This window comes from Lewinella sp. 4G2 (assembly GCF_001625015.1).
Taxonomy (GTDB): domain Bacteria; phylum Bacteroidota; class Bacteroidia; order Chitinophagales; family Saprospiraceae; genus Neolewinella.
This window is the reverse complement of the sequence record NZ_LVWJ02000014.1, coordinates 651661-666125: the sequence shown is the minus strand read 5'-3', so window position 1 is coordinate 666125 and position 14465 is coordinate 651661. Positions and strand designations below refer to the sequence as shown.

The 14465-nt window shown below is 57.9% G+C and carries 10 protein-coding genes; 3 read left to right on the top strand and 7 right to left on the bottom strand.

Annotated features, from left to right (window positions below; all coding sequences use genetic code 11):
• Positions 1-56: 56 nt before the first annotated feature.
• From A3850_RS04185 to A3850_RS04170, 4 genes are all read right to left on the bottom strand, one after another.
• Positions 57-1601: a sodium:solute symporter gene (locus tag A3850_RS04185; protein WP_068214514.1), complete on the bottom strand. Its 1545-nt coding sequence runs from the start codon at positions 1599-1601 to the stop codon at positions 57-59.
• Between the two features lie 48 nt (positions 1602-1649).
• Positions 1650-1964, bottom strand: a complete 315-nt coding sequence (gene trxA, locus A3850_RS04180) for a thioredoxin (RefSeq protein WP_068214512.1) — start codon at positions 1962-1964, stop codon at positions 1650-1652.
• Positions 1965-2030: 66 nt separating this feature from the next.
• Entirely contained in the window at positions 2031-3965 is a 1935-nt protein-coding gene (locus A3850_RS04175; RefSeq protein WP_068214511.1) for a PD40 domain-containing protein, read from the bottom strand.
• A 269-nt stretch (positions 3966-4234) separates the two neighbouring features.
• Positions 4235-5068 carry a metallophosphoesterase gene (locus tag A3850_RS04170; RefSeq protein WP_068214510.1) on the bottom strand — a complete coding sequence of 278 codons (834 nt, stop codon included), beginning with the start codon at positions 5066-5068 and terminating at the stop codon, positions 4235-4237.
• 154 nt (positions 5069-5222) lie between these two features.
• On the opposite strand from A3850_RS04170, the gene A3850_RS04165 reads away from it, so the two are divergent.
• A complete protein-coding gene (locus tag A3850_RS04165) occupies positions 5223-6413 on the top strand; it encodes a murein hydrolase activator EnvC (RefSeq protein WP_068214509.1) in 1191 nt (396 codons plus the stop codon).
• Between the two features lie 348 nt (positions 6414-6761).
• On the opposite strand, the gene A3850_RS04160 is transcribed toward A3850_RS04165, so the two are convergent.
• Positions 6762-9416 carry a DNA gyrase/topoisomerase IV subunit A gene (locus A3850_RS04160; protein ID WP_068214508.1) on the bottom strand — a complete coding sequence of 885 codons (2655 nt, stop codon included), beginning with the start codon at positions 9414-9416 and terminating at the stop codon, positions 6762-6764.
• Positions 9417-9672: 256 nt separating this feature from the next.
• Here A3850_RS04160 and A3850_RS04155 point away from each other — a divergent pair, with 256 nt between their 5' ends.
• Both A3850_RS04155 and A3850_RS04150 read left to right on the top strand, forming a co-directional pair.
• The gene (locus A3850_RS04155; protein ID WP_068214504.1) at positions 9673-11049 is read left to right on the top strand and encodes a DUF819 domain-containing protein; all 1377 of its coding nucleotides are present in this window, start codon (positions 9673-9675) and stop codon (positions 11047-11049) included.
• Positions 11050-11162: 113 nt separating this feature from the next.
• Positions 11163-11993 (top strand): SDR family oxidoreductase, encoded by an 831-nt coding sequence (locus tag A3850_RS04150; RefSeq protein ID WP_068214502.1) that lies wholly within the window; start codon positions 11163-11165, stop codon positions 11991-11993.
• 54 nt (positions 11994-12047) lie between these two features.
• Here the strand turns inward: A3850_RS04150 and A3850_RS04145 are convergent, their stop codons facing one another.
• Both A3850_RS04145 and hemW read right to left on the bottom strand, forming a co-directional pair.
• Positions 12048-13142 carry a two-component regulator propeller domain-containing protein gene (locus tag A3850_RS04145; RefSeq protein ID WP_068214500.1) on the bottom strand — a complete coding sequence of 365 codons (1095 nt, stop codon included), beginning with the start codon at positions 13140-13142 and terminating at the stop codon, positions 12048-12050.
• Between the two features lie 93 nt (positions 13143-13235).
• Complete coding sequence (gene hemW / locus A3850_RS04140; protein WP_068214498.1) at positions 13236-14453, bottom strand: radical SAM family heme chaperone HemW; 1218 nt, start codon at positions 14451-14453, stop codon at positions 13236-13238.
• Between the last annotated feature and the right edge of the window lie 12 nt (positions 14454-14465).

The following is a 14465-nucleotide window of genomic DNA, read 5'->3' as shown; positions in this document are numbered from 1 at the left end:
CTTTAGCAAAAGCCCGATGGCTAAAGTAAGGGCGCCGTACCGCGGCGAAGCTGTGGTCAGTCCCGATCAAGCACTTCGGGTGGCTCGGCCAACGTGGAAAAATCACTGAGGGCCACGAGACCCAAAAAGGTAAGCAGGCCGTTGAAGGCGAGGATGAGAAACCCGAACTGAAAGCCACCCAGCAACGTCGCGGAAAACTTGTCCGTCAGCATCGAAAGCACCGGCGCGGCGAGGCAAACCAGCACGAGCGCGGGGACCTTGAAACCACCAACCTCAATGGTTTCCCGGATCTGTAAGCGCGTAAACAGGCCAAAAGCGAAGAGCCCCAGTAGCGGCCCGTAGGTATAGCCCGCCGCCTTGAATAGGGAGTTGATCACCGCCCGGTTAGCAATTAGGCTAAAACTCATGATGACGACCAGCAGAAGCACCGAAAAACCAATGTGGACGTACAGGCGCTGGCGTTTGCCCGCCGCCCCCTGGTCCGCACCGGCCTCATTCATACCCAGGAAGTCGACGCAGAAGGATGTCGTCAGCGCCGTCAGTGCACTATCGGCGCTGGAGTAGGCTGCGGCAATAAGGCCGAGCACGAAAACAATGCCCGCCGTAGCCGGCAGGTTCCGCAGCGCAATGCTGGGGTAAAGTTGATCGGAGGCCTCCGGAATGGCCAGCCCCACGTTGTTGGCGTAGATGTACAGCAGGGCGCCGAGGGCGAGAAAGAGGAAATTGGCGAAGATCAGCACGAAGCTGAACGCCGCCATATTCTTCTGGGCATCCCGAAACGTGGGCATGCTCAGGTTCTTCTGCATCATGTCCTGGTCGAGGCCCGTCATCACGATCGTGATCAGGGCGCCACTGAAGAACTGCTTGAAGAAGTTGTTGGGGTCCGTCCAGCCACCCTCGAAGAAGAAGAGTTGATCGTAATCGCTATTCTGGACCAGGCTCACCAATCCACCGAGATCAGTTTCCAACGCGTCACCGATGTAGTACACCGTCAGGCCGGCGGCCAGCAGCATACAGACGGTCTGCAGGGTATCCGTATAGACAATGGTGCGGATGCCCCCCTTAAACGTATACAGCCAGATCAAAATGATCGTGATGGCCACCGTGCCGAAGAACGGGATGCCGAAGGGGCCGGTCACGAATTCCTGCAGCACCACGGCCACCAGGAAGAGCCGGAAGGCCGCCCCCACCGTTCGGGATAGCAGAAAATAGAAGGCGCCCACCTTGTAGGAGTGCGGCCCCAGCCGCTCCTTGAGGTATTCGTAAATACTCGTCAGGCCCAGCTTATAGTAAAGGGGCAGCAGCACCAAAGCAATGAAAACGTAGCCTAACAAGTAGCCGAAAACTACCTGCATGTAGCTGAAGGCTTGGTTCGTTCCCCCGGCACCCACGGCGCCCGGAATGGAGATGAAGGTCACCCCCGAAAGGCTGGCCCCGATCATCCCCACTGCCACGAGGGGCCACGGAGACTTGCGGCCACCGAGGAAAAAGCTCTCGTTGTCGCTCTCGTTGCGGCTCGTCCACCACGAAATTCCAATCAGGACGGCGAAGTACGCAACGATGATGCCGACGATGAGGCCGGGGCTTAATGATTCATTCATTGGGCCCCAAGATAGCAAATCACGCCACTACCGGCGGCGGCACCCTGTTTAGGCAATCAGGGGCTCGATGGCAGCCTTCAGTACCCCGATGGACTGCACGCCCGCCTCCCGAAACTTGATCTCTCCGTTCTGGAAAATGATGGTCGTCGGCATCGCCTGGATGCCCAGTTTTTGTACGATGGCCTCGTTGCGGTCCACGTCGATCTTCACGAGGCGCATATCGTCACCCATATCTTTTTTCAATTGCTGGAGGATCGGGCTGTACGCCTTACACGGTCCACACCAGTTCGCGAAAAAGTCGATCAGTACGGGGGTGTCGGAATTGATAAGTTCCTTGAAGCTTAATTTTTGATTGTCAGCCATGGCTAGTTGTTTCCTGGAAAACGACCGCGGGCCGGGGAGAGTTCTACCGCCAATTGTCGCATCCCATCACTTCACCCGGCCAAAACGCTTCCCGTAGTCGTAGCGAACGACGAAAGCATCCGGGAAACCGGCCAACTTTACCTCCTCCAGCGCGGAGCGGGCGATACTGAGGTTATCGTAGTACCCCACCGTTATTCGTTTCAGATCCCGACCGGGAATAGCTTCAGTGCGAAGTTCCGCCACCTCCTTCACCGCGGTGTACCGTGATTCGTTGGGGTCAAATCGCTTCGTCGCACTGATCTGAATACGGTACGCGACCTGGGGCGCTGCCGCAGGTGTCATGTCCGGATCGGGTAAAGGAGTGCCACCCCCAAATCCCGGATCGGACTGCTGGCTTCCGTCGGAACCACTACCGGAAGAACCGGTCGGGCGAAGGTAGACGGGCCGGCCGTAGGTAGCTGTACCTTCATCGTCCGTCCGGACCCGGTAATCTGCCTGGGCAAACCCGGACCTACGCAGGGCGATTCGGTAACTCGTACCAGGGCTAAGCGGTAACGAATAGCCAGCCGTGCCATAAGTCTTCCTTTGAAGCTCTTGTTCGCGCCCTCCGGAGAGGACCTGATACAGGATCACCTCCACGCCCGTGAGCGCCTGGCGGTTACTTTCATCGTAGACCACCCCCGTAAGCATGGGTGACCCCGCCCCGAGCGAAAGTCGAAACAGGTCATCGTCCGTCGTTCCTCGCTTTGCGGGCGGGAAGGCGCGGTTGCTGGAAAGGTAGGTAGTGCCCGCAGGTTTAGGCACCGTCATCCCCCGGTCGTCCGCCGGAGAATTGATGGGCACGCCGAGGTTAGTAGGGTCCCCGTAAACTTCGTTCTGCACTTCGCTGCGGAATAGATCGAATCCGCCCAGGCCGGGGTGCCCTTTACTGGCGAAATACAGTGTATTAGTAGCGGCGTCATAGACGGGACTTGCCTCCTCCGCGGTACTGTTGATCGATGGGGGAAGCAGGGTAGGGGTACTGAAAGTAGCTTCGTCCGCCAGTTCAACTTGTTCGGTTACGTAGATGTCCGTCCCGCCCCGCCCACCGGGCCGGTCGCTAACGAAAAAGAGCCGCTGCCGCCCGTCGGGCAGTGTGACGGCCGCCGGGTCTGCATTGGTCGCCCCGTCTGCGTTGACGATGGAACTCAGCCGTACGGGTGGTCCCCAGCTACCATTCCCCCGCCGCTTGGTTCGGAAGACCACGCAGCGATTGTTTTCACTCCGGCGGGAGGTACTGCAAATGGTGAAGAAGTAGGTAGAGCCGTCACTGGCAAAGGTTCCGCTCCCAAACTGACCGCCTTCGATGACGGGGAAGCCGCTGGGAGCAGTCGCGCGCTGCCAGTCCGTACCGCTGGGTAGACTGGCCAGGAGACGGTTCTGCCCACCCTGAGCGCTGGCGAAGAGCAGTTGGTCACTCGCCAGTGGGGCCGGGCTGGTTTCGTTGCCGGCCGTATTGATGCGGTTACCCAAATGCTCAACGGTGCCAGGGGTGGAGCTGGAGTTGCCGTTGGCCAATCGCAGACCGGCCAGTTCATTGTTGACGATCTCACTGATGATGTTCCGGTCCGAACCATTGTACCGCGCCTGAAAAGTGGTTAAGATGCGCTCGGCTTCCAGGGGCCGCCCGTCCTGCTTGACGGCCCTTCCGTGGCGGAGGCCAAGTAAGGGGAACTGGGCGTCGTCCTTGGGGATTAACCCGTAGGCTTCCGCTGCCTCGCCGTAGTTGCGGGCCTTGGTGAAGAGTTCGGCGGCCTTGAAGGCTACGTCCGTTTGCCGGGGCTTGAGGTCGAAAGCCTGGCGGTAGGCCGTGGCGGCGGCGTTGAGGTCTCCCTTTCGCTCCGCCTGCTCCGCTGCCGCAATGAGGTCTCCGTAATCCGAGCCACCCACCGGCGTCACCAAACCGGGAGTATCGCATCCGAGAATGAAGGCCAGTAGGAAGAGGGGAAGGAAGCTGCGCATGGTAGGGCCAAGTTACGGTAGCAGAATCCACTGCTATACATGACGTTGTTTATTCCTCTCCCCCGGCCCCTCTAGCTTCACTGCTGCTGCGTGGTCCAAAGGATAGGAGAGACGTGATAGGCGTTTCATATTTAGCAGTGTAATAGCAGAATCGGAAGGGGAGCTATTAACCGTGCTGGAGCCTCGTTCAAGTATGCCCACCCGTTCAAAACTTGGGAGAATTACAAGCGCGGCCGTCAGGACTAAGTGACGTGTCTCCTGAGACTAGGCTACGCCAACTCAAAGACCGTGATCTCCGGCCGTACGTTGAACCGCACCGGAAAGCTGCAGCCCAAGGCCCGGTTGATGTAAAGGTGGCGGCCATCCTCCAGATCAAAATAGCCACTGGTGTACCGGCGGTTCTCAACGGGCAGCAGTGGCGGCGGTAGAAAAGGTGGTTTACACTGCCCACCGTGGGTATGGCCGGAAAGGATCCACCCCTGATAATCGTGCCAAACGTCTTGGTCACACACGTCCGGGTTGTGGCACAGGACGAGGTTGGCAGATTGCTTGTCCAGGCTACTGAGGATGGGGCCGGGTTCGTAGTTGGTTCCCCAGAGATCATCCAGGCCGGTGATGGTGAGGCCCTCCACGTTAGCCTTCGCGTTACGGAGCACGGTGACGCCCGCCTCTTCCAGGAGTTTCGTGATCTTGACGTCCACCTCGGGCTCCTGCCAATTCTTACCGTAGTCGTGGTTACCAAGGATGCCAAGGGTAGCCACGCTACCGTGGACGGCATTTTCCATTACCGTTTTCAGTTGTTCGAGTTGCTGTGGCCCGTCGTAGGAAACAAAATCGCCCGTATAGACGACGATGGCGGGGTCCAATTTACTCGCGTCGTTGAATGCGTTGATGATGTACTGAAAGTCAAAACGGTCGCCCACGTGCATGTCGCTGATCTGTAAGAGGGTCTTACCACGGAGGCTGGCGGGCAGATGCGCAATGGGCATTTTGCGGTGGACGAACTCCAACCAGTAAGGCTCCACCTTCCAGGCGTAAAGCCCGGCCAGCAAACCGGTAGCGGAAAGGGTAGCACCGGCTTTCAAAAATTTGCGTCTGTTCATTATTTGAAGTGCTTTGAATTGCAAAGTTAAACGAATGAACGGAGAGCTCACTCAATTATTCTTTAACTCACTACTCTGACGGTAAAGGAGGGGCTCGCCGGGCAGTCAATTCCGGCCCGGCAGTGTCGGTCAAAAAGTTGATCTTCGTGGCGCGATGAAATTTGCCACGCCACTATACGTATTGTTGCTACTGCTGCTTCTCCCCGTGGGAAGTAAGCTCGCCGCCCAGTCCGACCTACAGCAGCGTAAGCAAAGAATCGAGCGAGAACTTAAGCGTACCGGTAGGGAACTGAAGGCGACGCAGTCCCGCAAGGGTGCCGCCCTGACGCAAGCCGGCCAGCTGAAAACCCAGATCGCCCAACGGCAGGAACTCATCGCCACGCTGGAGGAAGAATCCCTGATCACCGAACAACGGCTCTACCGCGACAGCACCGCCGTAGCCTCCCTTACTGATGACCTGCAGGGGATAGTGGACGAATACGCCTCCACCCTCCGCGCCGCCAACCGGGCCCGCCTGCTGGATGGGTGGATGACCTTCCTCTTCAACGCCAAGGGCATCAACGACGCTTTTCGGAGAGCTATCTACTTGCGCCAGTACCGGGCTTACCGTACCCGCCAGGCCCGGATCATCCGCCAGACGAAGGATCAACTTTCCGGGCGGGTGAACGCCCTCCGGGCCGAGCGGGAATATCGAGATTCTCTCCTCACCTCTACGGCGGACCAGGGCGCCATCCTCACCCAGGAGCTCAAAATTCAGGACAGGATCGTCAGTAAGCTATCCGTCAGTGAGCGCGCGTTGCTCAAAAAGGTGAAGCGTCAGGAAGCCATGGCCGCCACCCTCCGCCGCCAGGTGACGAGCGCCATCAATAAGGACGTGGCCCGCAAAACAAAGCCAAGGGCAAGCACCAGTACTCGCCGTACCGGCACCGCCGCAAAGACCACTCCCGTCGGGGGGAAGATCATCAACCGAAAGGGGCGCCTCGGTTGGCCCGTGGAGGGGCGCATCGTTAAAAAGTTTGGTCGCCAACCCCACCCGGACGTTCCCTCCATCATGGTTAATAGTCAGGGGGTGGACATTCAGGGCGGGAAGCAATCGCGCGTTTCCGCCATCTTCGAGGGCAGGGTAGTGGAGATCAGCAATCAGGGCGGCGGCCGCTACATGCTGCTGATGAGCCACGGCGGTTTTTATTCCGTCTATTCCAATCTGGAGTTCCCACAGGTAAAGAGTGGGGCAACCCTCAAGACTGGCCAACAACTCGGCCTCACCGCGGCGGATGGTAGCCCCTTGCACTTTGAGTTGTGGCGGGGGAAGGCGGTGCTGAACCCGGAGGTTTGGTTGAATTAGGTTGGCTCCCGGAGCGACTCCTTCCGGCTCCCGACCTCCTGGCTCCCGACCTCCAGGTCGGGCTAGGTAACCCGGTGCGTGACCTCCGGTCGCGTCCTCCCACCAAGCTTTTCTCTGTTGCTCAAAATCCTTGCCTCATTTGAGGCCTTGCACCTGCCTGACGTAAACGTCAGACTACCGGCTACGGAACCCAGTACGTAACCTCTGGTCGCGTTGTCCTACCAAGCTTTTATCTGTTGACCAAAACCCTTGCCTTAGCTAAAACCTTGCACCCGCCTGACGTAAACGTCAGACTACCGGCTGCCGGCTCCCGTTTCCCCGGCTCCGAGTACTGCAGTAACCAACCCTCTAAAACAACTCAATCGTCTGCCCCGGCCGCAATTTCTCGTCGTCGCCACCCGCTGGTTTAGTGCTGCCGCGCTTGGCCTTCGCCGCCGGCTCCTTTACCGTGGGTACGAAGGGTTCGTTGAGTTCCTTTACCGAAGTAAGTTTACCCTCGTGGAGGCGATTGCCAAGTGACTTCCAGCCCTTGACGTCGATGAAGTCAGCCAGTTGGACGACCTTGGATTCCGTTGCCCGCTTAACCCGGTAAGAAACCTCCACCTCGGGGTTCGGGTGTACCGTTGCGTAGTAGAGTTTCGAGGTGCGACTGTCGGAAATGAACTGGAAGGATTGGCCCGGCGAGCTGGTCTCGATCTGAAAACGCTTTACCAGGGTGTAGCCACGTTCCCCTTCATAATAGACGGCGGAGACGACCATATCCTCGTCGTACTTGCCAATGAACCAGACGCCTTTCGGGTCGTACTTGCGGTTCATGTCCAGTTCTTCGCGTTCGTAGCTGCCGTCCTTATTGATGACGAGGATGAGGTCTCCGGTGTCAAAGCCACCGATGAACTGCCCCCGCTCTTCCGTATTGAGGCGGCCACTTACTTCATCCATCCAGATCTTGATGGCGCCAAGGGTGGATTTTCCGGCTTCCTTCAGCGTCACTTTGCGGACGGGGTAGCGGGTAACGATGTTGCCACCGGAGCTCCGGCCCTTGATGGCCAGTTCGGCGAAATCAAAGTCGAAGTCCTTTACCCGCGCTTTGGAAGCGGGGCTGAGGAGTACGTTCACTAGTTCGGCCTCCCCATTGGGGTTAGCGCTGAAGTAAAGGAGTTTGGACCCTTTGGCTCCCTTCGTGAGGTGGTACTCCCGATCGCGGGTGATGGAACGTACGTTGAAGCGTTTGCCCATCGTCCGGCCGGTCTTACCGTCGAGGTAAAGCATATTGTAGGTGGTCCGTTCATCTCCCCGTTTCCAGACGGCTACGTGGATGATGTTCTTACCCACAAATGTTTTATCGGAGATCTTCGTGACGGTCAGCACGCCATCCTTGCGGATGATGATCACGTCGTCGATATCGGAACACTCCGTGACGAACTCTTCTTTTTTGAGGCCCATCCCGACGAAGCCTTCCTTCCGGTCCACGTAGAGCTTGGCGTTGTTGGCAGCTACGGCGGCTACCTTGACCTTTTCGAATACGTCTAACTTGGTCTTGCGGTCGCGGCCCTTGCCGTACTTCTTCAGCAAATCTTCGTACCAGGCGATGGTGTATTCGGTGAGATGCTCCAGGTCAAATTTTACCTGCTTTAACTCTTCTTCCAGCGCGGCGATGCGTTCGTCCGCTTTGAAGGAATTGTACTTGGAGATACGCTTGATGCGAATCTCGGTGAGGCGGACGATGTCGTCCTCCGTGATGTCACGCAGCAGGGGGATGCGTTTGTCACCGCGCTTCTTCTTGGAGCTGGGCTCGAGGAAATACTTTTCAAGGCCGGCCCGGATGAGGTCGAGCACTTCGGTGAAGTCACCTGCTTCTTCGATATCGCGGTAGATCCGTTCGCGGATGAAGACCTTTTCGAGGCTGGCGAAGTGCAATTTTTCCTCCAGTTCCTTCTGCTTGATGTCCAGCTCCATCTTCAGCAGCGCCTTGGTCTGCAGCGTGATGTGCTGCAGGATGTCCAGTACCGACACGAAGTAGGGCTTATCCCCATTCATGATGATACAGGCGTTGGGGCTGACGGACAACTCGCAATTGGTGAAAGCGTACAGGGCGTCGATGGTGACGTCCGGGCTGATGCCGGGAGACAACTCGATGAGGATCTCCACCTCGGCAGCAGTATTGTCCTGCACCTTTTTGATCTTGATCTTCCCCTTATCGTTGGCCTTGATGATGGACTCAATCAGCGAAGTGGTCGTCATCCCGTACGGGAGTTCGCGGACGGCGACGAACTTGTTATCGATCTTCTCGATCGTGGCGCGAATCTTCACTTTGCCGCCCCGCTTGCCCCAGTTATAATCGCTGACGTCGATGGTGCCTCCGGTGGGGAAGTCCGGGTAGAGCCGGGGTTTCTTCCCCTGCAGGATCTTGATGGATTCCTTACAGAGCTCCTGGAAGTTGTGGGGCAGGATCCGCGTACTCAGACCGACGGCGATCCCTTCCGTACCCTGAGCGAGCAAGAGGGGGAATTTGACCGGCAGGTTGATGGGTTCCTTCTTCCGCCCGTCGTAGCTGGTTTGCCACTCCGTGGTTTGGGGGTTGAAGACGACTTCGGTCGCAAACTTCGTCAGGCGGGCCTCGATGTAGCGGCTGGCGGCGGCGCGGTCGCCCGTCAGCGTATTACCCCAGTTGCCCTGGGGGTCGATGAGGAGGTCCTTTTGGCCCATATTGACGAGTGCGTCGCCAATGGCAGCGTCCCCGTGGGGGTGGTACTGCATCGTCTGGCCGATCACGTTGGCCACCTTGTGATAGCGGCCGTCGTGCATTTCGTTAAGGGCGTGGAGGATCCGGCGTTGTACCGGCTTGAGGCCATCTTCGATGGTGGGAACGGCCCGTTCCAGGATCACGTAGGAGGCGTAATCGAGGAAGTAATCCTCGTACATTCCAGTGAGGGTGATGATGTTATCTTCCGGGGCCTGCCCGCCCTGATTTTCCTCGTTGGTGTGGGGCGTTTCTTCCGTCATTTATCTGCTGCTGATTATCCCTACTCGGGGCCTGCGAAGATACACCAGAGAAATGAGCTAACAAAATGTTTGTTCCGTACTTTTTTGTTTGTTTTATCCTTGGTTTTAGTGGTCCGTCCATTGTTAGATAGCCAGGTCTAACGGCTTACTTGCGGTCCTGTTTCTCCCCATTACCTTGCACCCGCGGCAGCGCCTCTGTATTTTGGCCGGGCGCACTGTACGCGCTTTTACTCACTGACTATTTCTTCCGGACCGCATGGAACCCTTTTTTACCAATGATGCCATTGTCTTCGGGCTGCTGCTGATCGTCCTCGCGCTGATCTTCACTTCGGCCAGTAGCGAGACCCCGTTCTGGAAGAAATTTTACACCTACGTGCCGGCGCTGCTGCTGTGCTATTTCGTGCCTGCCCTGCTGCACTGGCCGCTCGGTTTGATAGCTTACGATTGGTACGCGCCGGAGCTGGCGGGGCAAATTGGCTTGACGAGTCTGGACGGGATGAGCTACGGTGAGATCAACCAATACATTGAAAGCCAAGGCTTGGACGTTGACGAATTCAGCAAATACAAAGGCCACAGCAACCTCTACTTCATGGCCAGCCGCTACCTGCTGCCGGCGTCGCTGATTTTGCTGTGTATCAATATCGACATCAAGGGTATCCTCAACCTCGGCTGGCGGGCCATCGTGATGTTTTTGGCGGCGACTTTTAGTATTGTTATCGGCGGGCCGATTGCGCTGCTAATCATCACCTACCTCTTCCCCGATCTGATCGGTCTGGACCCGGAACAACTTTGGCGGGGGCTCTCAACTATTGCCGGATCTTGGATTGGCGGCGGCGCCAACCAGGCGGCGATGAAGGAGATCTACGAGGTGCCGACCGGCATCTTCGGGCAGATGATCATCGTCGACGTTCTTGTCGCCAATATCTGGATGGGCTTCTTGCTTTTCGGCGCCGGCCGGGCAGCAAAAGTGGACCGATGGCTGAAGGCGGACAGTTCCGCCATCACCGAACTCACCAGTAAGGTAGAATCCTACGCCGCCACGGTGAAGCGGGAACCAACGGCCACCTCCACCTTCCAAATGTTGGGTGTGGCCTTCGGTGGCGTTGCCCTGGCGCACTGGGGTTCGGATGTCTTAGCCCCCTTCTTCGGCCAGTATGCTCAAGTGTTGGAGGATCTCCGTTTGACGACCCTGAAGAGTGGTTTTTTCTGGCTCATCGTCATCGCCACTACCATCGGTTTTGCCCTCAGTTTCACGCCCGCCCGCCGTTTGGAGGGCGTCGGGGCCAGCCGTTGGGCTTCCGTTGCGATCTACATCCTGGTCGCTACGATCGGTATGCAAATGAACATTGGCGACATCTTTTCCAACCTCGGCCTCTTCGCCATTGGCGCGATCTGGATGATCGTGCACGTCGTCATTCTGCTACTGGTGGCCAAGCTCATCCGGGCGCCCTTTTTCTACGTCGCGGTGGGCAGCCAGGCCAACGTGGGTGGGGCCGCGTCTGCTCCCGTCGTGGCCAGTGTTTTCTCGCCGGCCCTGGCGCCCGTGGGGGCCATCATGGCGGTGCTGGGGTACGCGCTGGGTACTTACGGCGCGATTCTTTGCGCGGAGATGATGCGCTTGGCGGCGGGGTAGCAACCAGACTTTAGAGGTTGGATTTTAGATTTTAGACAGTTTCTCCGGCGCTGCCGCAGGTGCGATGAAAAGGGAAAGGCGGGGGAAGAGAGGCAAAAACAAAACGTAAGCAAATGACCATACTCATCACCGGCGTATCCACTGGAATCGGACGTAGCACCGCGGAAGCCCTATTGGAAGCCGGGCATACCGTTTACGGCTCCGCCCGCAAGGCCGGGGACTTTGGGGAGCTGGAAAAGCACTCCGCCTTCACCGGTTTGGTATTCGACGTGACGGACCGGGCCGCCATCCGCGCCGGTATTGCCAGGATCCAGGCTAAGGGGGAATTGCACGCCGTGGTCAATAATGCCGGGATTGCCGTGACCGGGCCACTCGAAACGCTGGACGAAGCCCAGTACCGGAAGCAATTCGACGTGAATGTTTTCGGACTACTGGCCGTCTGCCAGGAAGCCTTGCCCTTATTGCACGCCGCCCGGGAAGCCGGGAGGGAGAACGTGAAGATCATCAACGTATCGAGCGTGTCGGGCTACCTCTCCTCCCCGTTCACCAGCATTTATTCCGCCAGTAAATTTGCCGTGGAGGCCATTACGGACGGGATGCGCCGCGAACTCATGCCCTACGGAATCGACGTGATCTCCATCGCCCCGGGCCCGGTGAAGACACCTATTTGGGGGAAAGGCGCCGTCCAAACGGAAGCCTACGTCGGTAACCGCTACGAAGAAATGCTCGGCCGTTTGGAGGACTACACCCAGAAGGCCAACGCCGGCGGGCTGGAGCCGGAAGTGATCGCCACGGCCATCCGTACCGCCCTGGAAAAAGACCGGCCGCGCCCCGACCAATTGGTCATGAAAAAAGGGTGGATGGCCAAACTCGTCCGCCGCCTCCCCAAACGGACGCAGGATAAGTTGATCCGCAAAAATCTGGACAACAATAAACGATATTAAGCGCCCACAGCTACTAGCTAAATCAATCCTAGTCCTTACCCTGATTCCATTCGCCTAGTCCTCCTCTGCCAGAGGGAAGCTTTTGATGCCCCGGACCGTCCCGTACAACACCTCATCCGGGAATGATTGGATACCGAAAATCATGATGAGGTCCGTGGCTACGATCTCTGCTGCTGGGTTGGGAAGATCCAAATCCTCTCTGGCAAAACGGGAGATGGCCCAACCGGAATCCGCCTCCCGTTCGTGGCCGACGTAGAGGTTGCCCGCCTCGTCTTGATGCAGATACCCGGTGAATGGTTTTAGGATTGATGTGCAGTCTTCACCGCTGCAACGCCAGAGCCCGTTGCGGCCTGCGATCCAGGCCCGCCCCTCCCGGTCGTGGAGGATGCTCCGAACGTTGGTGTAGGCTTGCCTTTCGTTTTGATCCGGATAGGCGTCGGGTTCCATTAGAAATGGGCTGAATGTTTTGCCATCGTACACGAAAACGCCGTCGACCGTGCCCAACCATAGATCACCACTTTGGTCTTCGCTGATGGCATTGATCTCCCGCAGCCCTTTGTACTCGGGCGAGGTGAAGTTGATGAAGGTGATACCATCGTACCGGCTCAGTCCGCTGAGCGTGCCTACCCAAATGGTGCCATCCGAAGCTTCGTAGAGGGCGGTTACTTCATTGCCGGCGAGCCCGTCATTGGTGGTGAATCTGGTCCAGGTGTCGTTCTCAAAGCGAAAGAGTCCTTCTCCGATGGAGCCGAACCAGAGGGTACCGTTCTGATCTTCCAAACCAGCGAAAAAGCGGGTGGCAGTTTGCTGGGTCGAGTCCTGTCCGCTTTGCTTTAGGGCTGGAATTTCATTCAGCGCGGTAAAGTCACTTGAGTTAGGTCTACTGCTGGTTGCTACGGCTTTATAGTCGTCGCCGTCCCGCAGAAAGAGGCCGTTGAAGCTGAGGAGATAAACCCCGCCCGTGCTGGTTTCCAAGATGTCCCGAACAATGCCCTGCGGGCCGGGGGACTTTTTAGCCAGGATCGGCGCTGCCGGCCCGTTATAGGTGATGATTTGTCTTTGAGGTGGTTCTTCTTTGCAGGAAATGGTGAGCCCTAATGCCAGTAAACAGCAGAGAAAGAGCAGGGGGCGGGTCAAACAGGTGGGCATACGCAATGGGTTACTTCCGGACTTGAGGGAGCGTCGACGCTGGAAAGTTAGTTCCCCCGCCGAGGAAGTGAACGGCCGTTTGGGAGGTGTTAACTATTGGAACCCATCCGCCGCAATACCGTCAGCCCGCATGATGCCGGCCCGGGAGAGGCGGTAGTGGCCCTGGCTGACGTCCTGAAACAGGCCCGCCGCAACGTTGCCCTCCTGGCTTTTGGCGAAGTAGGGGACGGCCTTTGCCCCGAACAAGCGTTGTAGTTCGGTGAGTTGGACGCCTTCGTCACGCCGCAGGGCGGTCATGATGTACTCGTTGTACCGGTCCCGGTCGGTCAGGGTTTCCGTTTCGTAGAGGAAACCCTCGGCGGCGGCTAGGTCTTCCGGTGTAGAGATTTCCGCCAGGGCTTTAGCGTAGGCGGCGTTGTTACTGACGTTCCAGCGGCGGACGCGGTCCCCATCAAAGCCGTGGGCGCCGGGGCCGATCCCCAGGTAGGGCTGGCCGGACCAGTAGCCGGAGTTGTGTTTGGAGGCGTGGCCCGGAAGGCAGAAGTTGCTTACTTCGTAGTGGCGGTAGCCGTGGCCGGTGAGGTGATCGACGAGCATATCGAAGTGGCGTTCGAACTTGGCGTCATCCGTGCCGGCGACCTTCCCTTTTTCTACCTGGACGCCGAGGGCGGTCCGGGGTTCTACCGTTAGGGCGTAGGCGGAGATGTGGGTCACACCGAGGTCGGTGGCGATGCGGAGGTTTTCGGCCCACATCTCGTCGGTGGTGGTCTGGCCGCCGTAGATGAGGTCGATACTCACGTCGTGGAAGCCCGCCCGGTTTACTTTTTCCACGGCGGTGCGGGCTTCGGCGGCGTTGTGGGCCCGGTTCATGAATTGAAGGTCGGCCTCAAAGAAAGATTGGATACCGATACTCAGCCGGTTGACGGGGGAGGCGGCGAGGGTTTGGATGGTCCTTTCGTCGAGGTCGTCAGGATTGGCTTCGAGGGTGATCTCTACCGGTCCCGCTCCGCTCTTATCCAATTCCATGGCACCTGCGTGAGCGCCCACCGCCGGAGGCAGCAGTGCAGCTAAATAGCTTGCATCTTCAAATACCTGGAAAAAGGCCGATAGTTCTTCATCAGTGAGTAGGCTCGGCGTACCGCCGCCGAAGTAGATCGAAGGGACTTGGTCCTCTGATAGCTCGTGGCGTCGAAGTTTTAATTCCTTGTGCATTCCCTCCAGCACTCCCGGTCGTGTCTTCATACTCGTACTGAAGTGGAAATTGCAGTAAGAGCAGGCCTGCTTGCAAAAGGGAACATGGAGGTAAAGCAAGGTGGCAAACTT